The sequence below is a fragment of the Sphingomonas sp. Leaf38 genome (genome assembly GCF_001421825.1).
In the GTDB taxonomy this organism is placed as follows: domain Bacteria; phylum Pseudomonadota; class Alphaproteobacteria; order Sphingomonadales; family Sphingomonadaceae; genus Sphingomonas.
This window is the reverse complement of record NZ_LMLD01000010.1, coordinates 185,033-204,716: the sequence shown is the minus strand read 5'-3', so window position 1 is coordinate 204,716 and position 19,684 is coordinate 185,033. Positions and strand designations below refer to the sequence as shown.

General features: G+C 67.5%; 17 protein-coding genes. 12 read left to right on the top strand and 5 right to left on the bottom strand.

Annotated features, from left to right (window positions below):
• Positions 1-48: 48 nt before the first annotated feature.
• The 4 genes from ASE88_RS06535 to ASE88_RS06520 form a co-directional block, all read right to left on the bottom strand.
• Positions 49-813: an NYN domain-containing protein gene (locus ASE88_RS06535; RefSeq protein ID WP_055879356.1), complete on the bottom strand. Its 765-nt coding sequence runs from the start codon at positions 811-813 to the stop codon at positions 49-51.
• A gap of 10 nt (positions 814-823) precedes the next feature.
• Positions 824-1,204, bottom strand: a complete 381-nt coding sequence (locus ASE88_RS06530; protein WP_056476838.1) for a DoxX family protein — start codon at positions 1,202-1,204, stop codon at positions 824-826.
• 225 nt (positions 1,205-1,429) lie between these two features.
• Complete coding sequence (gene greB, locus ASE88_RS06525) at positions 1,430-1,906, bottom strand: transcription elongation factor GreB (RefSeq protein ID WP_056477154.1); 477 nt, start codon at positions 1,904-1,906, stop codon at positions 1,430-1,432.
• 127 nt (positions 1,907-2,033) lie between these two features.
• A complete protein-coding gene (locus ASE88_RS06520; RefSeq protein WP_414893477.1) occupies positions 2,034-4,031 on the bottom strand; it encodes a transglycosylase SLT domain-containing protein in 1,998 nt (665 codons plus the stop codon).
• A gap of 124 nt (positions 4,032-4,155) precedes the next feature.
• Here ASE88_RS06520 and dapA point away from each other — a divergent pair, with 124 nt between their 5' ends.
• The gene (dapA, locus tag ASE88_RS06515) at positions 4,156-5,040 is read left to right on the top strand and encodes a 4-hydroxy-tetrahydrodipicolinate synthase (RefSeq protein ID WP_056476831.1); all 885 of its coding nucleotides are present in this window, start codon (positions 4,156-4,158) and stop codon (positions 5,038-5,040) included.
• 9 nt (positions 5,041-5,049) lie between these two features.
• On the opposite strand, the gene ASE88_RS06510 is transcribed toward dapA, so the two are convergent.
• A complete protein-coding gene (locus ASE88_RS06510) occupies positions 5,050-5,700 on the bottom strand; it encodes a hypothetical protein (protein WP_056476828.1) in 651 nt (216 codons plus the stop codon).
• Between the two features lie 147 nt (positions 5,701-5,847).
• On the opposite strand from ASE88_RS06510, the gene smpB reads away from it, so the two are divergent.
• The 11 genes from smpB (at position 5,848) to ASE88_RS06455 (ending at position 19,667) form a co-directional block, all read left to right on the top strand.
• Entirely contained in the window at positions 5,848-6,330 is a 483-nt protein-coding gene (smpB, locus tag ASE88_RS06505; RefSeq protein WP_055879372.1) for an SsrA-binding protein SmpB, read from the top strand.
• A 3-nt stretch (positions 6,331-6,333) separates the two neighbouring features.
• Positions 6,334-6,903: a DUF2062 domain-containing protein gene (locus ASE88_RS06500; protein ID WP_235525794.1), complete on the top strand. Its 570-nt coding sequence runs from the start codon at positions 6,334-6,336 to the stop codon at positions 6,901-6,903.
• A gap of 84 nt (positions 6,904-6,987) precedes the next feature.
• On the top strand, positions 6,988-9,063 hold the full coding sequence (locus tag ASE88_RS06495; protein ID WP_056476825.1) for a M13 family metallopeptidase: 2,076 nt from the start codon (positions 6,988-6,990) through the stop codon (positions 9,061-9,063).
• A 178-nt stretch (positions 9,064-9,241) separates the two neighbouring features.
• Positions 9,242-11,290: a M13 family metallopeptidase gene (locus ASE88_RS06490; RefSeq protein ID WP_056476822.1), complete on the top strand. Its 2,049-nt coding sequence runs from the start codon at positions 9,242-9,244 to the stop codon at positions 11,288-11,290.
• 266 nt (positions 11,291-11,556) lie between these two features.
• Positions 11,557-13,959 carry a response regulator gene (locus ASE88_RS06485; RefSeq protein ID WP_056476820.1) on the top strand — a complete coding sequence of 801 codons (2,403 nt, stop codon included), beginning with the start codon at positions 11,557-11,559 and terminating at the stop codon, positions 13,957-13,959.
• A 21-nt stretch (positions 13,960-13,980) separates the two neighbouring features.
• Positions 13,981-14,331, top strand: a complete 351-nt coding sequence (locus tag ASE88_RS06480) for a response regulator (protein WP_056476817.1) — start codon at positions 13,981-13,983, stop codon at positions 14,329-14,331.
• 194 nt (positions 14,332-14,525) lie between these two features.
• A complete protein-coding gene (locus ASE88_RS06475; protein WP_056476814.1) occupies positions 14,526-14,759 on the top strand; it encodes a hypothetical protein in 234 nt (77 codons plus the stop codon).
• 82 nt (positions 14,760-14,841) lie between these two features.
• Entirely contained in the window at positions 14,842-16,563 is a 1,722-nt protein-coding gene (ilvD, locus tag ASE88_RS06470) for a dihydroxy-acid dehydratase (protein WP_056476811.1), read from the top strand.
• 16 nt (positions 16,564-16,579) lie between these two features.
• Positions 16,580-16,948 carry a hypothetical protein gene (locus tag ASE88_RS06465; RefSeq protein ID WP_321163404.1) on the top strand — a complete coding sequence of 123 codons (369 nt, stop codon included), beginning with the start codon at positions 16,580-16,582 and terminating at the stop codon, positions 16,946-16,948.
• Positions 16,945-18,453 carry an NAD(P)H-hydrate dehydratase gene (locus ASE88_RS06460; protein ID WP_056476804.1) on the top strand — a complete coding sequence of 503 codons (1,509 nt, stop codon included), beginning with the start codon at positions 16,945-16,947 and terminating at the stop codon, positions 18,451-18,453. The genes ASE88_RS06465 and ASE88_RS06460 overlap by 4 nt, the downstream gene beginning before the upstream one ends.
• Positions 18,450-19,667, top strand: a complete 1,218-nt coding sequence (locus ASE88_RS06455) for a class I SAM-dependent RNA methyltransferase (RefSeq protein ID WP_056477152.1) — start codon at positions 18,450-18,452, stop codon at positions 19,665-19,667. Before ASE88_RS06460 ends, ASE88_RS06455 begins: the two co-directional genes overlap by 4 nt.
• The last annotated feature ends 17 nt before the right edge of the window (positions 19,668-19,684 follow it).

Below are 19,684 nucleotides of genomic sequence, written 5' to 3'. Positions count from 1 at the left end.
CCCCGGCCTCCGCCGGGGTGGGGCAGTTGGTCTCGGCGTGCGGAGTGCCTACCGAAGCCGCTTCACGAACGACCGGCCACCTTCGCGGCGCTCATGCTGGAAGTTCGGGATCGTCTCGATCAGGTCGGACAGCCGGTTGAACCCGTAATTGCGCGCATCGAAGCTCGAGCGGTTGCCCGCCAGCTGGCCGAGTTCGGCGACGCTCGCATAGCCCTTCTCGTCGCGCTTCACCGCGTTGTACGCGTCGATCAGCAGCTTGATGACCTGTTCGTCGATCGGTTGCGCGGTCTTGGGGCGGGGGGCCGGGGCAGGGGCCGCCGCCTTTTCGCCCGCGACCGGCGCCGGCACAGGGGCGGGCATCGGCTGCGACGTCTCGTTGAGCGCGCCCACGTCGATGAACCGCGTGCAGGCCTGGCGGAAACCCTCGGGCGTGCGGCTGGTGCCGAAGCCATAGACGGGGATGCCGTCCTGGCGGATGCGCGTTGCCAGCGGCATGAAATCGCTGTCCGACGACATGATCCCGAACCCGTCGATCCGCCCGCGGAACAGCAGGTCCATCGCGTCGATCGTCATCTTCATGTCGGTCGCGTTCTTGCCCTTGGTCAGGTCGAACTGCTGCTGCGGCTCGATGCCGTGCTTGATCGATATGTCGCTCCACGCCTTCAGCGCGGGCTTGGACCAGTTGCCATAGACCCGCCGGACGTTGACCGTGCCGAGCTCGGCAAGGACGGTCAGCACCGGGTCGAGCGTGGCGGCGGAAGCGTTGTCCGCGTCGATCAGGAGGGCGACGTTGCGCGTTGTGGTATCGATCATGCGCGGAGGATTAGCGTTGCCCACGCCCCGCGTCCACGCTCCACGCGCCGCCGCCCGCCGCGGCGAGGTACAGGAAGACGAAGCAGTAGAGCACCGCCGCCTCGCCGTCATTGGCGATCGGGAAGGGACCCTGCGGCGCGTGGTCCAGGAAATACGCGATCGCGGACATCCCCGACAGCACGAACGCCACCGGACGCGTGAACAGCCCGACGATCAGTAGCCCCCCGCCGACGACTTCCAGCACGCCTGCGACGTAGAGCAACGGGGTCATCGGATATGGGAAGGGCGGCAGGCCGAATAATTTGGAAACGCCGTGGCTGAAGAACACGAGCGCGACGACGATCCGCATCACGCTGAGCAGGCGGGCGGACCAGGTGGCGGGTATCGGCATAGGAAATCCTTGCTGTCGTTGCGGCTCCGAAATGTCCCACGCGGCAGGCCCGGTCAACTTACGTAGATCGAAACGGATCGTTGACGGGGCGAGGGTGTCTATATCCTCCCCCGTCAGGGGGAGGTGGCTGGCTCTTGCCAGACGGAGGGGGCGGTAAGCGAAACGTCGGTTCAGTATCCGCTCCTCCGTCACCTTCGGTGCCACCTCCTCCTTGCGGGAGAGGAGTCAGGGATAGGCGATCGCCATCACCTCATATTCGCGCTCGCCGGCGGGCAGGTCGACGCGCCGCACGTCGCCGATCGCAGCCTCGCGCAAGGCGCGCGCGAACGGCGAGTTCCAGCCGATCCGCCCGTTGCTCGCGTCGGTTTCGTCGTCGCCGACCAGCGTCAGGATCCGCTCGACGTCGTCCTCGTCCGCGACCGTCACGCACGCCCCGAACCACACGCGCGAGCGATCCTCCTGCGCGGCGGGATCGACGACCTTGGCCGCCTTCATCCGCTTCGACAGCCAGCCGAGCCGGCGGTCGATCTCGCGCAGCCGCTTGCGGCCGTAGATGTAGTCGCCGTTCTCGGACCGATCGCCATTGCCTGCGGCCCAAGAGATCACCTCGACGAGCTTGGGCCGCTCGCCGACGAGGAGGTGTTCATATTCCTCGCGCAGCACGGTGTAGCCGGCGGGGGTAATGTAGTTCGGGCGATCCATGTGCGTTCGTATCACGTTCTGCGCGACCGTCATCCTGACGAAAGTCAGGATCCAGAGCCACCAAGGACCACCGCCCGTTACCCTGGATCCTGAATATCCTGAATTCCGTCAGGATGACGCAAGGGCCTCAGCCCGGCCGGTTCTTCCCAAGATACCAGGAGAGCCGCGCAGCCCCCCGGCTCTTGGCGCGCGCGGGGTTCATCAGGTCGTACACCACCGCATTTTCCAGCACGCGCTGCACATAATTGCGCGTCTCCTGGTACGGGATCGCCTCGACCCAATCGACCATGTCGATCGCCCCCGTGCGCGGATCGCCGTTCGCGCGGAGCCATTTGTTCACGTTGCCGCCGCCCGCATTATACGCCGCCACCGCAAGCGGATAGCTGCCGTAATTGGCATAGACTCGCTGGAAATAGCTCGACCCCAGCATGATCGACATGTTCGGATCGGTCGTCAGCGCCGCCTGGTTGTATGCCAGCCCGATCTTGCCCGACTGCTCGCGCGCGGTGGCAGGCATCAGCTGCATCAGCCCGCGCGCGCCGGCATGGCTGACCGCGGCGCGATCGAACTGACTTTCCTGCCGCGAGATCGCGTGGATGATCGTCCAGTTGTCCTCATATCCCGCGGGCACGGCGACCATCGGGAAACCGACCGCGGAATAATCGCTGAGGCCGTTCGCCAGCGCGCTCCGCCCGACCATCACGCCAAGATCGGGGCGGTTGATGCTCTTCGACAGCTCGGCGGCTAGCAGATGATCCGTATCGGTCGTCGCGTCGGCGGCGATCTGGCGGATGAACGCGGTCTGGTCCTGCCAGTCGCCGATCTGGCCGAGGAACTTCACCGCGCGCACAACTTCGCGCCGGTCGAACGCGGCGCGTGTCGCAGGATCGATCGCGACCGACGCCACCGATGGCGGTGCGACCAGCGCGCGCCCGGTCCGCTCGTTCGCGAGCTGTCCGTAATATTGATCGCGGTAACCCGCCGCCTGACCGTAGAACGCCGCCGCCTGTGGCGCGAGCCCCGCTGCCTCGGCTGCACGCCCCGCCCAGTAATAGCCCTTCGACCGGACCTGCGGCGAGCGCGAGCCGCGCGCATAACGGTCGAACAACGTCATCGCGTCCGCCGGGCGCCCGAGCTGCTTCATCGCGACGCGTCCGCCGAGCCAGGCGAGATTGGTATATTCGTCGCGCTCGGCATAGGATTTGGTCGAGACGTCGACGCCGTAAGGATAGGCGTCGTCGATCTGCCGCGCGATGTCATAGGCGACCTGATACTGGCTGTCGTTCGCCGCGCCGGTCGCGTTGGTGACGAGCACCTCATACCATTCCGCCGGATTGCCCGGCCGCGTCGTCAGCGACCGCGGTCGCGCCAGCCACGCGCGCGCCGACGGGCTCGCGCCCGAATTGCGCAACCACTGCGCCCGGTCCGCGACATAGCCCGCGTCGCTGGCATACAGGCCTTGCGTCGACGCCGAGATATCCGACGCGTTCGGCGCATTCGTCCGGAATGCGAGCCGCGCGGCGAACACCGGCCGCCGCGCCGCGCTCGTCCACACCAGGTGCCGCTGTGCCGCGCCGGTCTGGCCCGCCCACAACAGCGCATCCATCCGCGCGTCCTGGTCGTCGGGCGTCAGCGCGCCCGGGAAGCCCGACAGTACCATCGCCTCGTCGGTCGGCGTCAGCCCGCTGCTGCGCCATGCGGTCCGCACCGCGGCATAGGCCTGATCGCGCGCGCCCGTCGCCTGCAGAGCCCGCGCATAAGCGACGCCGCCCGACGCGGTTTGCGGCGGATAGCGGCGGAAGAACGCAGCGACGCTGGCGGGCGACCCGGTGGCGGCCTTGCGCTCCGCCGCACGGCGGTTCGCGGCCTCGTTGGGCCAGCCGGGATGCGCCATCAGGAAGCCCGCATAGCTGTCGAACGGCAACGCGTCGGTCTGCTGCAGCGCGCGCCATTGCGCGATCGTCGACGCGATCGCACCGTCGCTCATCATGGGGGGGGCCATCGGCTGCGCATTGGGCCCCATATTGGCCAGCTGCGTGCTGTAGCGATCCAGCGTCTGCTGTCCGCCTCCGGACGCGGCGACCGTCCCCGCCACGACTGCAAGAAGAAGGCTCGTTTTCAACATCGATGCTACCATGTGGACAGCATACGCCTCGAACCCGTATCTGTCCTGAACGAAATCCGGATTCCACCCGGTATTTGGCGCAACAGGCCAGACTTTTCTTCTCGCAGGGACGCAAGGCTACTCCATGTTTTCAGGATCGATTCCGGCACTCGTCACGCCGTTCGCCGCCGATGGCAGCTTCGACGAACCCGCCTATCGCGACTTCATCGAATGGCAGATCGCGGAGGGCTCGTCGGGCCTCGTCGCGTGCGGCACCACCGGCGAAGCGGCGACCTTGTCGTATGACGAGCATTTCCACGTCGTCCGCGTCTGCGTCGACCAGGCGAAGGGCCGCGTCCCCGTAATCGCCGGCGCGGGTTCGAACGACACGCGCGTCGCCTCGGCCAACCTGCGCGCCGCCAAGGACGCCGGCGCCGACGCCGCGCTGATGGTCCCGCCTTATTATAATCGCCCGGGGCAGGAGGGCATCTTCCGGCACTTCGAGGCGCTCGCCGCGACGACCCCGCTGCCGATCATCCTCTACAACGTGCCCGCACGCACCGTGACCGACATCCAGCCCGCAACACTGGCGCGGATCGTCACGGCGTTCCCCGAGGTGTTCGTCGGCGTGAAGGATGCCAGCGGCGTGCTCGCGCGCGTGTCGCAGCACCGCGCGGCGTGCGGTCCCGATTTTTGCCAGCTGTCGGGCAATGACGACCTGGCGCTCGCGTTCAACGTCATGGGCGGCACCGGCTGCATCTCGGTGACGGCCAACGTCGCGCCAAAGCTATGCGCCGAGTTCCAGGCGGCATGCCAGTCGGGCGATTTCGTCACCGCGCTGGCGTATCAGGACACGCTCTATCCGCTCCACGAAGCGCTCTTCACCGACGCCTCGCCGGGCCCGGTGAAATACGCGATGACGAAGGTCCGCGCCGGTTTCCCCGAAACGCTGCGCCTGCCGATGACGCCGGCCGGCGAAGCCGCGCGCGCGGCGGTCGATACGGCGCTCGCGCATGCGCGATTGATCTAGCGCGAACCGTCACAGCTCGAGATTGACCGCCTTCGCTGCGGCGTGGTTGCCATCGAACGCGAACCCGGCGTTGGGCCCGTCGCGCTCGACCCAGTGCAGAAACAGGTGCGCCGACCATGCATTGGGGTTGGGCGTGATCCGGCCATGCCGGCGATGGACGCCTTGATACAGGACGCCGTCGCCGGGCTCCATGCTGAGCGAGGCGAACCCGGCCGCCCCGAAATCGTCCTCGACCACGGGCTTGGGCACGGCGATGTGGTCGGTACCGATCTCGAGGTTCCACGGCACGCCGTCGCTGTAATCCAGCGTCAGCGACAGGCTGTGCTCGCACGACGGCCTGTCGCTATGGACGCGGCAGATATCGCCTTCCTGGTAGATCCGGAAATAGCTGTACGCCGGCAGCAGGTCGCGACCGATCGCGGTCGCGACGAACGGCGTCAGCCCCCACAGGAACGCCAGCATCGGCGGATAGTGAAAGCCGTAGACCTCGATCGCATCGCGGCGCAGCAAGGCTGATCCGTTTTTCTGCGCCGTCAACGGCGTGCCTTTCGCGTCCATGTCGGACACGAGTTGACGGAGGAAGGCGTTGGCGACCGATGTGGCGATCAGTCGCGGAGCGGCGGCATAGCCGTCCCGATCATAGCGTTCGATGACGTTCATGCGATCAGCTAACCCAACCGGAAGAGAGCGGCAATCTTGCGCTGGATAACAGCGCCGGGCGAAATACGAGCGGCGCTGCCACGATGCCGACGAATAACGCCGCCACCGCTTCCCCTAAGCCCTCCGACCTCCTACATCGCGCGTCCCATGGCACGTCCCAAACCCCCCACCTTCGAGAAGACCAAGATCGTCGCCGAGAACCGGCGTGCGCGGTATGATTATTATATCGAGCAGGTGTTCGAGGCGGGCATCGCGCTGACCGGCACCGAGGTGAAGGCGCTGCGCGGCGGCGAGGGCTCGATCGCCGAGGCCTATGCCGAGGTGAAGGGCAAGAACGTCGTCCTGGTCAATTCGAACATCCCCGAGTTCAGCCACGGCAACCGCTTCAACCACGAGCCCAAGCGGCCGCGCAAGCTGCTGCTGCACGAACGCGAGATCAACAAGATGTTCGGCGCGGTCGCGCGCCAGGGCATGACGCTCGTACCGCTGATGATCTACTTCAATTCGAAGGGCCGCGCGAAGATCGAACTGGCGCTCGCCAAGGGCAAGCAGAACCACGACAAGCGCGATTCGGTGAAGGAACAGGACTGGAAGCGCGAGCAGGGCCGGATCATGCGGGATCGCGGATAACCTGTGTCGAAGGCGCCGGGCAGCATTTTTGGGCGTCTCGCGGCGTGGTCGCATCGCAATCTGCCGACGCGCGAATCGATGGAGAAGAACCGTCTTCTCCGCCCCGTCGCCCACCGCGTGCTCGCGCCCGAACTCTGGCGGTTCACGCGCCGATCGGTCCCGCGTGGCGTCGCGCTCGGGATGGTCGCGGGCATCCTGATCCCGGTCGCGCAGACGCCCGTCGCGGCGATCTTCGCGCTCCCGTTCCGCGCCAACGTCCCGACCGCGGCGCTGACCACCTTCATCACCAACCCGCTGACCACGCCGCCGCTATGGATCGCGGCCTATTGGATCGGCTCGTCTATGCTGCGGCTCGACGAGCATGTCCCTGGCCAGCCCGTCGCCGAGGCCGCCGCACGGACCGAATGGATCCCGTGGCTGATGCAGGCGGGGCCCGCCACCGCGCTGGGCCTGCTGGTCATCACGATCGTCTGCTCGGTCGGCGGCTATGCGCTCAGCGCGCTGGGCTGGCGGCTGTGGATCGCGCGCAAATGGCGGAACCGGCACGATAATCGCAGTGGCAACGTTTCGTAACATTTGACACCGGTTGGAATTGACGGACCGTCTTATCGGCGTAGAACACAGCGTATTCAGACGATCTTTTCTCCGAGGTTCTTGATGCGCAAGTCGATTGTTACCGTGATCCTGCTCGCGTCCGCCGCATCGGCGATCGCGCAAACCGGCCCGTCGCCGGCGCCTTCGCCGACGCTGGCCAAGGCCGCGAAGGGCCCGGTCGCACCGAAAGACGCGAACAAGCCGCAGATCGGTGATTTCGGTTTCGACATGGCCGGTCGCGACACGAGCGTGACTCCGGGCACTGACTTTTTCGATTACGCGAACGGCGGCTGGGTGAAGACGACGCCGATCCCCGCCGATCGCTCGTCCTACGGTATGTTCCACGTCCTCCAGGACCTGTCGCTCGAGCGCACGCGCACGATACTTGACGGCGCCGCCAGGACGCCCGGCGACAAGGTCGGCGAGTTCTACACCAGCTTCATGGACGAGGCGGCGGTCAACGCGAAGGGCGTGACACCGGTCAAGCCGATGCTTGCCGCGCTGAAGGCGACCAAGGACAAGACCGCGCTCGTGACCGAGATCGCCAAGCTCCAGCGCATGGGCGTCGGCGGACTGGTCGGTGTCGGCGTGCAGCAGGACGACAAGGACCCGACCACCTATGTCGTCGGCCTCGGCCAGAGCGGCCTCGGGCTGCCCGATCGCGATTATTACCTGAAGGATGACGCCAAGCTCGCCACCATCCGCACGGCGTACCAGGCGTATCTCACGCGGATGCTGACGCTGGCGGGCGAGCCCAACGCCGCCGCGCGCGCCGCCGCCGTATTCAACATGGAGAAGGGCCTCGCCACCGCGCACTGGACGCGGATCGAGAGCCGCGACGCGGACAAGACCTACAACAAATGGACCGCCGCCGACTTCGCCACGAAGGCGCCAGGCTTCCCCTGGACGCAGTACATGACCGCGATGGGCGTCGCGGGCCGTCCGTTCTACCTCGTCGCACAGCCAACCGCGTTCACCGGCGAGGCCAAGGTCTTCGCGGACACGCCGATCAATGTCCTGCAGGACTATGCGATGCTCAAGGTGCTGCGCGCCTACGCGCCGTATCTGTCGAGCGATTTCGACAAGACCAACTTTGGCTTCTACGGCACCACGCTGTCGGGCACGCCCGAGCAGCAGGTCCGCTGGAAGCGCGGCGTCTCGACCGTGTCGGGCGCGATGGGCGAGGCGATCGGCCAGCAGTACGTCGCGAAATATTTCCCGCCCGCGTCGAAGGCCGCGGCCGACGATCTGGTGAAGAACGTCATTGCGGCAATGGGCGAGCGTCTCAAGAACCTCGAATGGATGGCGCCCGAGACCAAGACCAAGGCGCTCGCCAAACTGGCCGCGTTCACGCCGAAGATCGGCTATCCCGACAAGTGGCGCGACTATTCGGCGCTCCAGATCCAGCGTGGCGATCTGGTCGGCAACGTCGCGCGCGCCAATGCTTTCGAATATGATCGCGATCTCAAGAAGCTGGGCCAGCCGATCGATCGGGCCGAGTGGTTCATGACGCCGATGACGATCAACGCCTACGCCAACCCGACGATGAACGAGGTCGTCTTCCCCGCCGCGATCCTCCAGCCGCCCTTCTTCGATCCGAAGGCGGACCCCGCGGTCAACTACGGCGGCATCGGCGCGGTGATCGGTCACGAGATCAGCCATCACTTCGACGACCAGGGCCGCAAATACGATCTCAACGGCAAGCTGACCGACTGGTGGACGGCGCAGGACGTCGCCCGCTTCAAGGTGTTCACCGATGCGCTCGTGAAGCAGTATGACGCGTATGAGCCGCTGCCCGGCCAGCACATCCAGGGCGGCCTGACGCTCGGCGAGAACATCGCCGATCTGGCGGGCCTCACGGTTGCGTACGACGCATATCACAAGTCGTTGGGCGGCAAGCCGGCGCCGATCATCGACGGCACGACCGGCGACCAGCGCTTCTATTACGGCTGGGCGGGCGTGTGGCGCAGCAAGTTCCGTGACGCGGCGCTGCAGCAGACATTGCTGTCGGATCCGCATTCGCCCGGCCACCAGCGCGTCCTGACCGTCCGCAACCTCGATCCCTGGTACGCCGCGTTCGGCGCCAAGCCCGGCGAGGCGAGCTACCTCGCCCCCGCCAACCGCATCCGCATCTGGTAACAAGACCCCGCCGCATACCCCGATCACGCACCTCACCCCGGCGAAGGCCGGGGCCCAGTTGGGGGACAGCCGTAACAGCGGACTGCCCCTCGTTACCGAGACCTTCCCAACTGGACCCCGGCCTTCGCCGGGGAGGTCGTGGTGGTGGTATGTGCCAACGAAATTCTAGGAGAACCCCATGAAGTCCTTCATCGTCGCCGGCCTACTGGCCGCAACCGCCATCACCGGCGTCACCGCCGCCATTTCGCAAACCACTGAACCCAAGCCCGCCGCGACCCCAGCCTCGACCGGCGCGCAATACGGGACGTTCGGCTTCGACGAGAAGGGCATGGACAAGACCGTCCAGCCCGGCGACGACTTCTACACCTTCGCCAACGGCAACTGGTCGAAGGCCAACCCGATCCCCGCCGACAAGTCGAACTACGGCTCGTTCAACCTCCTGTCCGACCTGTCCGAGACGCGCACCCGCGGCATCCTCGACACCGCCGCGAAGGACAAGACCTCGAAGATCGGGCGTGCCTATGCGACGTTCCTCGACACCGGCACGATCGAGGCCAAGGGCCTCGCCCCAATCCGTCCCTGGCTGAAGAAGATCGCCGCGCTCACCGACCGCGCCGGCTACCCCGCGCTGCTCGCCGAGGCCGACCGCGCCGGCATCGGCGGCCCGTTCGGCGGCGGCGTCGGGCAGGACGACAAGCTGCCTGAGCAATATGCGCTCTCGCTCGGCCAGTCCGGGCTGGGCCTCCCCGACCGCGATTATTACCTCTCGGCCGACGCAAAGCTGGTCGAGGCGCGCACCGCCTACCGCGCGCATATCGCCAAGATGCTGACCCTCGCGGGCGAACCCGATGCCGAGGCGCGCGCCGCTGCGCTGCTGGCGTTCGAGACCGAGATCGCCAAGGTCAGCTGGACGCGCGTTGACAGTCGCGAAGCCACCAAGACCTATAACAAGATGACCGTCGCAGAGCTCGCCAAGCGCGCCCCCGGCTTCGACTTCGCGGGCTATTTCAAGGGCATCGGCACGCCCGTCGCGACCGTCATCGTCGCGCAGCCCTCGGCGATCACCGGCATCGCCAAGCTCGTCTCGACTGCGCCGCTCGGCGTGCTCAAGGACCAGCTGATGCTCCGCTCGCTCGACGGCTATGCGGACGTGCTGCCCAAGGCGTTCGATGCCGAGCAGTTCGCCTTCTACGGCACCGTCCTCGGCGGCACGCCCGAGCAGGAGGCACGCTGGAAGCGCGGCGTCCAGTTCACCTCCGGCGCGCTCGATGACGAGGTCAGCAAGCTCTACGTCGCACAATATTTCCCGCCCGAGACGAAGGCCGCGGCCGACAAGCTTGTCAAGAACGTGCTGGCCGCGATGGGCCGCCGGATCGACAAGCTCGAATGGATGGCGCCCGAGACGAAGGTCAAGGCGCACGCCAAGCTCGCCGCGTTCACGCCCAAGATCGGCTATCCCAGCCAGTGGAAGGATTTCTCTGGCCTGGAGATCACGAGCGGCGACGCGTTCGGCAACGAATGGCGCGCGAACGAATGGCAGCATCAGGACAATATCGCCAAGCTCGGCAAGCCCTTGCAGCGCTGGGAATGGGGCATGACGCCGATGACGGTGAACGCCTATGCCAATTTCGGCATGGTCGAGATCGTCTTCCCCGCCGCGATCCTGCAGCCGCCGTTCTTCGATCCGAAGGCGGACGATGCGGTCAATTACGGCGGCATCGGCGCGGTGATCGGTCACGAGTTGAGCCATCATTTCGACGATCAGGGCTCGAAATACGATGCCAAGGGCCAGCTCACCGACTGGTGGACGCCCAAGGACATCGCTGGCTTCCAGGCGCTCACCGGCAAGCTCGGCGCGCAATATGATGCCTACGAGCCGCTGCCCGGCATGCACGTGAAGGGGCAGCTGACGATGGGCGAGAACATCGCCGATCTCGCCGGCCTTACCGTCGCCTACGACGCCTACCACACCGCGCTCGGCGGCAAGGCGGCGCCGGTGCTCGACGGCTTTACCGGCGATCAGCGCTTCTATCTCGGCTGGGCGCAGGTCTGGCGTCGCAACTACCGCGAAGCCAACCTTCGCAACCGCTTGCTGACCGACCCGCACTCGCCGTCGCAGCAGCGCGCCTGGGTCGTGCGCAACCTCGACCCCTGGTATGCTGCGTACAAGCCGACCCCGGGGCAGAAGCTCTACCTGACGCCCGAGCAGCGCGTCCGGATCTGGTAAACGGTACGCCTCTGGTTCCCCGGCGAAGGCCGGGGAACGCGGGGGCAGGTATCGTCGCATCCACCCCGGCGAAGGCCGGGGCCCAATTGGGGAACGTCGCGAACGACGGGTGCGCTCGGTTGCAACGACCTCGCCAATTGGGCCCCGGCCTTCGCCGGGGTGGTGCCGTCCGCGGGACGAGCCACGGGGTGCCATCGCGAAAGCCGCCCCCGGCAATCACGCATCGCGCTTGACGCCCAGCCCCGGTTGAGCGGAAGACCGTCCCGATGGCATCGATCGCTTTACCCACCCCCGTCCACAACGCAGCGTTGGTCGCTGCCGTCTCGGGCATCGCTGCCGCCGCTATCGTGCTGCTGCTGGTCGGCAGCTGGATCGTCGCCGCCGGTTTCTTCGCCGCCGCCATTATCGTCATCGGCGCGCTAATCGCCTGGCGCCTCCTCAATCCGGTCACGAAGGACGCGTCGCGCCCGGTCGACTGGGACCTCACCCGGACGGTCGCCGAAGCCGGCACCGACGCGCTCGCGATCACCGACCGCGCCGGCCGCCTCGTCTGCGCGAACGACGCGTATGAAGCGCTGTTCGCAGGTTTCCCAACCCCCCCCGGCCTCCCGCTCGACGACGCGGGCACCGCAGCGCTCGCGGCCGCCGGCCGTGCCGCCTGGCGCGACGGCAGCGCGCAGGTCGACCGGCTCGCCGCGCGCGACATCGCCCTGTCCGCACAGATCGCGCGGGCCGGCGACGATGCGGACATGCTCGTCTGGCGCTTCGTCACCGCGCAGGACCACGATCTCGCGGAAACGCTCGCCGCTCTGCTCACGGGCCCGACCGGCGACCGGCTCGGCGGCAGCGGCATCATGGCCGCACTGCTCTCGCCCGACGGCCGAGTCCGCACCGCCAACCGCGTGCTCAGAGCGCGCGCGTGCGGCGACGAATATGACGCGATCGAAGGCCGCGACTTCGCCCGCTTCCTCATTACCGACAGCCGCGGCCTCGTCCGCTTCGAACGCGAGGGGCTCGAGGGCACGCCGCTGCGCGTCCTCCAGATCCCGTTCCTCGACGGCGACGACGCGCCGGTGCTGGTCGCATTGCTCGACGACGAGGAGGACGCGCCCGCGCTCGGCGCCAGTGCCTCGGCGCATGTCCGCAGCCTGGTCAGCATGATGCCGTTCGGCATGGCGCTGGTTGATCGCGACGGCCGATTCCTTCAGATGAACGACTCGTTCCTGCGCGCGGCGGGCGTCAACGCGGTCGCACCGCCGCTCTACCCCGGCGATCTCGTCGTCCGCGAGGACAAGGCGGCGGTCGCCGACGCGATCCGCAAATTCGCCGGCGGCGCGACGCACTCGACCGACATGGCCGTCCGTCTCAAGGATCATCCCGACGAGCCGGTCGCACTCACCATCGCCGGCGCGCGCGGCCTCGGCGATGCGGCGGTGCTGCTCAGCCTCAAGGACAATAGCGAGGAAAGCCGCCTCAAGCGCGAAGTCGCCCAGGCCACCAAGATGCAGGCGGTCGGCCAGCTCGCCGGCGGCGTCGCGCATGATTTCAACAACATCCTGACCGCGATCATCGGGCATTGCGACCTGATGCTGATGCGCCATTCGCCCGGCGACAGCGATTATGATGACATCCAGCAGGTCCGCACCAACTCCAACCGCGCCGCCAGCCTCACACGCCAGTTGCTCGCCTTCTCGCGCCAGCAGACGCTGCGCCCGCAAATCCTCCAGCTCCCCGACGTCGTCTCCGAAGTCTCGAACCTGCTCAAACGGCTGATGGGCGAGACCGTCCGCCTCGACATGACTCACGGCCGCAACCTCGGCCCGGTCCGCGCCGATCCCGGCCAGCTCGAACAGGTCGTCGTCAACCTCGCGGTCAACGCGCGCGACGCGATCGTCTCGGCGAATGCGCGCGGCGGCGGCGTGCTCACCATCACCACGCGCGCGGTGCCCGCGTCCGAAGTGCGCGAGATGGCGTCGGATATCCTGCCCGTCGCCGATTATACCGCGCTGATCGTGCAGGACACCGGCACCGGTATCCCGCCCGACGTGCTGCCCAAGATCTTCGAACCCTTCTTCACCACCAAGGAATTCGGCAAGGGCACCGGCCTCGGCCTCTCGACCGTCTACGGCATCGTCAAACAGTCCGGCGGTTACATCTTCGCCGAGAGCAAGCCGGGGCAGGGCGCGACCTTCTCGATGTACCTGCCGGTGCACTCCGCGCCTGCCGCCACGCGCCCGGCGATTCTCAAGCCGACGCCCAAGCCCGTCGACCTCTGGGGCACCGGCACGATCCTGCTGGTCGAGGACGAGGACATGGTCCGCGCGGTCGCCGAACGCGCGCTCGTGCGGCAGGGCTATACCGTGCTCACCGCCGAAAATGGCGAAGTCGCGCTCGAGGTGCTCGCAAAGCACGGCCGTCCCGACCTGCTGATCAGCGACGTCGTCATGCCGCAGATGGATGGCCCGACGATGGTGCGGCATGCGCGCGAGAGCTATCCCGACCTGCCGATCCTGTTCATGTCGGGCTATGCCGAGGAGCAATTGCGCCGCTCGATCGATCTCGACAACGTCGCATTCCTGCCCAAGCCCTTCTCGGTCCAGGAACTCGCCGAAGCGGCACGAGACGTGCTCGCGACGCGCCGACACGAACAAGATGTTGGCAAGTCGTAACAATCCCGACTATGGCAGGGGATGACCGTTTCCAAGCAGATCCTCATCGTCGAGGACGAACCGTTGATCGCCATGATGCTTGAGGATTTCCTGGAGGTGCTCGACAAGGGCGTCGCCGGGTCCGTCGACACCGTCGCGGACGCGCTCAAGCGGATCGAGGAAGGCGGCGTCGACGGCGCGATCCTTGACGTGAACCTGCGCGGCGGCGAAAAGAGCACTGCGGTCGCCGAGGCGCTCGCGGCCAAGGGCGTCCCCTTCGTCTTCGCCACCGGCGGCGGCGACGACGGCGTCGCCCCCGAATTCCGCGACCGCCCGCGGCTGCAAAAGCCCTTCACGATGGACGGCGTGGCAAAGGCGCTCGAGGCGCTCTGACCGCCACGGCTGGAGCGGTACGAACCCTATCGTCATCTTGACGAAAGTCGGGATCCAGATCCAAAAGAGGTCGTCAGCGGTAACTCTGTCCACTGACGTTCGTCAGGATACCCGGCGCTGACGGGTAGCGCGCGCTTGCACAAATCGGCCCCGAACGGCACGATCCGTTTCATGCCTCCACCCCACCTCAACTGATGCGCGTGACGGGCGCACGACCGATCACGCTCCTGTGCGTAGTGTCGGCATTGAGTGTCGGCTACGGTTTGGGCGGCATGGGCGTCGCCGTCGCGGTCGGCATCCTGTCGCTTCCCGCGCTTGCCTGGGCTTACGACAACGCAAGCGGGACGTTTCTGGTGCTCGCGACGCTCCTCGTGCTCACGGTCGGTATCATGGTCCTCCTGATCGCACTCATGGCGTTGACGCGGTAAATCGCAGCCCCCCGGTAAATCGCAGGTTCGGTGTCGCAACTCTCTTGCGCAAATACCCCCTCCCGCGACATAGGCGTTCGCCATGACCCGCACATTCGATAAATCACGCCTGCCGAGCCGTCACGTCTCCGTCGGTCCCGAACGCGCCCCGCACCGCAGCTATTACTACGCGATGGGCCTCGACGAGGAGCAGATCGCGCGCCCGTTCGTCGCGCTCGCCTCCGCCGGCAACAACTCCGCGCCCTGCAACACCACGCTCGACGCGCAGGCCGATGCCGCGCAGGCCGGCGTCATCCAGGGCGGAGGCATGCCGCGCCGGTTCAACACGATCACCGTCACCGACGGCATCGCCATGGGCCATCAGGGGATGAAGGCGAGCCTCGTCAGCCGCGAAGTCATCGCCGACTCGGTCGAGCTCTCGGTCCGCGGCCATTGCTACGACGCGCTCGTCGGCTTTGCCGGCTGCGACAAGTCGCTGCCGGGCATGATGATGGCGATGCTCCGCCTCAATATCCCGTCGGTGTTCGTCTATGGCGGCTCGATCCTGCCCGGCCGCTATCAGGAACGCGACGTCACCGTCGTCGACGTGTTCGAGATCGTCGGCAAATATGCGGCGGGCGCCTGCCCGCTGTCCGAGGTTCACGCGCTCGAGAAGGTCGCATGCCCCGGCCACGGCGCCTGCGGTGGCCAGTACACCGCCAACACGATGGCTTGCGTCGCCGAGGCGATCGGTTTGTCGATCCCGAACAGCAACATGGTGCCTGCACCCTACACGACTCGCGAACAGATCGCGGTCGCGGCCGGCGCGCAGGTCATGGAGTGCCTTGCCGACAACATCCGCCCGCGCGACATCTGCACGCGGGAGGCATTCATCAACGCCGCGCGAGTCGTCGCCGCGACCGGCGGCTCGACCAACGCCGCGCTGCATCTGCCCGCAATGGCGTCCGAAGCCGGCATCGAGTTCGACCTGTTCGACGTCGCCGAAATCTTCAAGACGACGCCCTACATCGCCGATCTCAAGCCTGGCGGTAAGTATGTCGCCAAGGACATGTACGAGGCCGGCGGTGTCTATATGTTGATGAAGACGATGCTCGCGGGCGGCTTCCTCGACGGCAACTGCCTGACCGTGACGGGCAAGTCGCTGGGCGAGAACATCGACCAGGTGACGTGGAACCCCGACCAGAAGGTCATCTACGACATCAACACTCCGCTGACGCCGACCGGCGGCGTCGTGGGCTTACGCGGCAGTCTCGCCCCCGACGGCGCGATCGTGAAGGTCGCGGGCATGCATCGCCTCCAGTTCTCCGGGCCGGCACGCGTGTTCGACCGCGAGGAGGACACCTTCGCCGCGGTCGAGAACCGCGAGATCAACGAAGGCGAGGTCATCGTCATCCGCTACGAAGGACCCAAGGGCGGCCCCGGCATGCGGGAGATGCTGTCGACCACCGCCGCGCTCTACGGCCTCGGCATGGGTGAGAGCGTCGCGCTGATCACCGACGGCCGTTTCTCCGGTGGCACGCGCGGCTTCTGCATCGGCCATGTCGGCCCCGAAGCCGCGGACGGTGGCCCGATCGCGCTGGTCGAGAATGGCGACATCATCCATATCGACGCCGAGGCGGGCACGATCGATCTCGACGTCTCCGAGGATGTCATGGCGGCCCGCCGCGCCGCCTGGGTACCGCGCACCAACGATTACGGGTCGGGTGCACTCTGGCGCTATGCGAAGACCGTCGGCCCCGCGTACAAGGGCGCGGTCACGCATCCAGGAGCCGCAGCCGAAACCCATGTCTACGCGGATATCTAAGCCGGTACGGCTCGCGGTGCTGCTTTCGCTCCCGCTCGCGGCGTGCGGGCAGGAGCAGCCGACCGGTACGCAAGCCGGAACGCAGCAGCGCAGCGAAACCGCGAGCGACAGCCGTATCGCGTGCGCGCGAGGCGACGCGCCGTTTGCGTCGATCTGCACGGTCGAGCAGGCGCAGGGCAAGGACGGGCTGATCCTGACGATCCGCAACCCCGATGGCGCGTTCCGGCGGTTGCTCGTCACGCAGGACGGGCGCGGGGTGATTGCGGCAGACGGCGCCGAGGCCGCGACGGTCACGATCACCGCGGCCAACAAGATCGAGGTCGCCTTGGGCGGCGAGCGCTATCGCCTGCCGGCTACGGTCAAGGGTGCGAACAAGCCCTCATGATCGCGATCGAGGGCGAGTCGATCCTGACCGCCGCCGAAATGCGCGCGGCGGAAGAGGTGGTGATCGCGACCGGCGTCTCGGTCGAAACGCTGATGGAGCGCGCCGGCACCGCGATCGCGCACGCGGTCCGCCGCCTGTCGGGGGCGAACGAAATCCTGATCCTGTGCGGCCCCGGCAACAATGGCGGCGACGGTTATGTCGCCGCGCGCGTGCTGGCCGAGATGGGGGCGATGGTCCGCGTCGCGGCGCTGTCGGAACCCAAGACGGATGCGGCGAGGGCGGCGCGGGCTGCGTGGCGCGGCCCGGTCGAACGGCTCGGGGAGGCCGAGCCTGCACCGGTCCTTGTCGACGCCCTGTTCGGAACCGGCCTGACCCGCCCACTCGATGCGACCGAGGCCCCGAGCCGAGCTTCCAACCCGGATTGTTCCCCCGCGGACGCGGGGGCCCAGCTAAGTTTCAACGGCGCACCTGACGGCCTATCCTGTTCCCCCGCGTCCGCGGGGGAACAGCCTGTTGTTGAATGCCTCCGTCTTCTCGCCACCGCCGCGCAACTGACTATCGCCGTCGACCTCCCCAGCGGGCTCGCCACCGACTCCGGCCACGTGCTCAGCACACCCCCCGTCTTCACGCTCACGCTGGCCCTCGGCGCGGTGAAGCCCGCGCATCTCCTCCAGCCCGCTGCGCGCTACTGCGGTCAGATCCGCCTGCTCGACACCGGCGTCCCCGCGACCAGCCAGGCCCAAGTCCTAGCAACCCCAATCCTCTCGACTCCCGGCCCCGACTCGCACAAATACACCCGAGGCATGGTCGCGATCATCGCCGGCGTCATGTCCGGCGCCGCCGACCTCGCAGCCCTTGCGGCGATGCGCGCCGGCGCCGGCTACGTCACGCTGGTCGGCGATAGCCAAGGGCCGCCCCACGCGCTCGTCCGCACACCGTTCTCAACCGACGCCCTCGCCAACGACCGCATCGGCGCGCTCGTCATCGGTCCCGGCCTCAGCCGCGACGACACCGCCAGGACCCGCCTCGACGCCGCCCTAAAATCAGGCCACCCGATGATCATCGACGGCGACGCGCTCCGCTTGATCGACCCCGACAGGATCAAGGCGCTTAACGTCCCCGTCATCCTCACCCCGCACGCAGGCGAGTTCGACGCGCTCTTCGGCAAGTCCGATGCCGACAAGATCACCCGCGCCCGCGACGCCGCCACCCGTGCGAACGCAGTCGTCGTCTTCAAGGGCGCCGACACCGTCATCGCCGCGCCCGACGGCCGCGTCCGCATCGCGCAGGGCGCCAGCGACTGGCTCTCGACCGCGGGCACCGGCGACGTGCTCGCCGGAGCGATCGGCGCCATGTTAGCGATGGGGCTCGCCGCAGGGCTCGATCCGCTCGATGCCGCCGGCGCCGGCGTGTGGCTCCACGGTGACGCCGCCCGCCGATTGGGCGCAGCATTTATCGCCGACGACTTGGCGGACGCGCTGCGGTGCGCCAGAGCGGCGCTATGACTTCTGAATCCACTATCGACACCATCATCCGCGTCGCGGCGCGCGGCGACGGGATCACCGCCGACGGCCGCCACGCGCCGCTATCGGCCCCCGGCGACACGCTCGCCGCGGACGGCACCGTCACCCCCGGACCGCACCACCAGACGCCGCCTTGCATCCATTTCCCGACCTGCGGCGGCTGCCAGCTCCAGCATCTCGACGACCAGAGCTATGCCGCGTTCGTCACCGACCGGATCGCCTCCGCGCTCGACGGGCAGGACCTGTCGGCCCCGATCCGCACCCCGCACATCTCGCCCGTCCGCAGCCGCCGCCGCGCGACGCTCCATGCCGACGGCAAGGGCGGCAAGATCACGCTCGGCTTCACCGCCGAGAAGGCGCACACGATCGTCGACATCAAGGAATGCTGGATCCTCGATCCGCGCCTGTTCGCGCTCGTCCAGCCGCTCCGCCAGTTGCTGAGGCGCCTGAACTTCCGCCGCCGCGCCGACATCCACCTGACGCTCGCGGACCAGGGCGCGGACATCCTGATCACCGGTTTCGCCCCCGAAGGCCTCGCCGCCGCCGAAGCGCTCACCAAATTCTGTGAAGATCACAAAATCGCGCGCGTCGCGTTCGACGACGGTCTCGGGCCCGAGACGCGCTGGGAGCCCGACGCGGTCACGATCACGCTCGGCGGCGTCCCCGTGCCGCTGCCGCCCGCCTCGTTCCTGCAGGCGACGCCCGATGGCGAGGCCGCGCTGACCGCCGCGGTGCTCGAGGCGATCGGCAAGGCCACCACCGTGGCCGATCTGTTCGCAGGGCTCGGCACCTTCACGATGGCGATCCCCGCTAAGGTCTACGCCGCCGAAGGCGCGCGCGACGCACTCGCCTCGCTAAAGGCCGCCGCGCACCGCACGCAGCGCCCCGTCTATACCGAGCACCGCGATCTGTATCGGCGCCCGCTGACGGTGGCCGAACTCGATCGCTTCGACGCGGTCGTGATCGATCCACCCCGCTCGGGCGCGCGCGAGCAGGCGACGGCGCTGGCGGCATGCAAGACGCCGGTGATCGCCTATATCTCGTGCAACCCGGCCACCTTTGCGCGCGATGCGAAGGAGCTATGCGACGCGGGCTGGCGGATCGACTGGGTCCAGCCGGTCGGGCAGTTCCGCTGGTCCACGCATGTCGAGCTCGCCGCCAAGTTCACGCGCATCGCACCCCCATCGTCATCCTGACGAAAGTCAGGACCCAG

Coding starts and splice junctions, on each gene's coding strand:
- ASE88_RS06485 (WP_056476820.1), top strand. CDS start 11,557: ATGGCATCGATCGCTTTACCCACCCCCGTCCACAACGCAGCGTTGGTC.
- ASE88_RS06530 (WP_056476838.1), bottom strand. CDS start 1,204: ATGCCGATACCCGCCACCTGGTCCGCCCGCCTGCTCAGCGTGATGCGG.
- ilvD (WP_056476811.1), top strand. CDS start 14,842: ATGACCCGCACATTCGATAAATCACGCCTGCCGAGCCGTCACGTCTCC.
- ASE88_RS06490 (WP_056476822.1), top strand. CDS start 9,242: ATGAAGTCCTTCATCGTCGCCGGCCTACTGGCCGCAACCGCCATCACC.
- greB (WP_056477154.1), bottom strand. CDS start 1,906: ATGGATCGCCCGAACTACATTACCCCCGCCGGCTACACCGTGCTGCGC.
- ASE88_RS06510 (WP_056476828.1), bottom strand. CDS start 5,700: ATGAACGTCATCGAACGCTATGATCGGGACGGCTATGCCGCCGCTCCG.
- ASE88_RS06480 (WP_056476817.1), top strand. CDS start 13,981: ATGACCGTTTCCAAGCAGATCCTCATCGTCGAGGACGAACCGTTGATC.
- dapA (WP_056476831.1), top strand. CDS start 4,156: ATGTTTTCAGGATCGATTCCGGCACTCGTCACGCCGTTCGCCGCCGAT.
- ASE88_RS06495 (WP_056476825.1), top strand. CDS start 6,988: ATGCGCAAGTCGATTGTTACCGTGATCCTGCTCGCGTCCGCCGCATCG.
- ASE88_RS06475 (WP_056476814.1), top strand. CDS start 14,526: ATGCGCGTGACGGGCGCACGACCGATCACGCTCCTGTGCGTAGTGTCG.
- ASE88_RS06520 (WP_414893477.1), bottom strand. CDS start 4,031: ATGTTGAAAACGAGCCTTCTTCTTGCAGTCGTGGCGGGGACGGTCGCC.
- smpB (WP_055879372.1), top strand. CDS start 5,848: ATGGCACGTCCCAAACCCCCCACCTTCGAGAAGACCAAGATCGTCGCC.
- ASE88_RS06455 (WP_056477152.1), top strand. CDS start 18,450: ATGACTTCTGAATCCACTATCGACACCATCATCCGCGTCGCGGCGCGC.
- ASE88_RS06535 (WP_055879356.1), bottom strand. CDS start 813: ATGATCGATACCACAACGCGCAACGTCGCCCTCCTGATCGACGCGGAC.
- ASE88_RS06460 (WP_056476804.1), top strand. CDS start 16,945: ATGATCGCGATCGAGGGCGAGTCGATCCTGACCGCCGCCGAAATGCGC.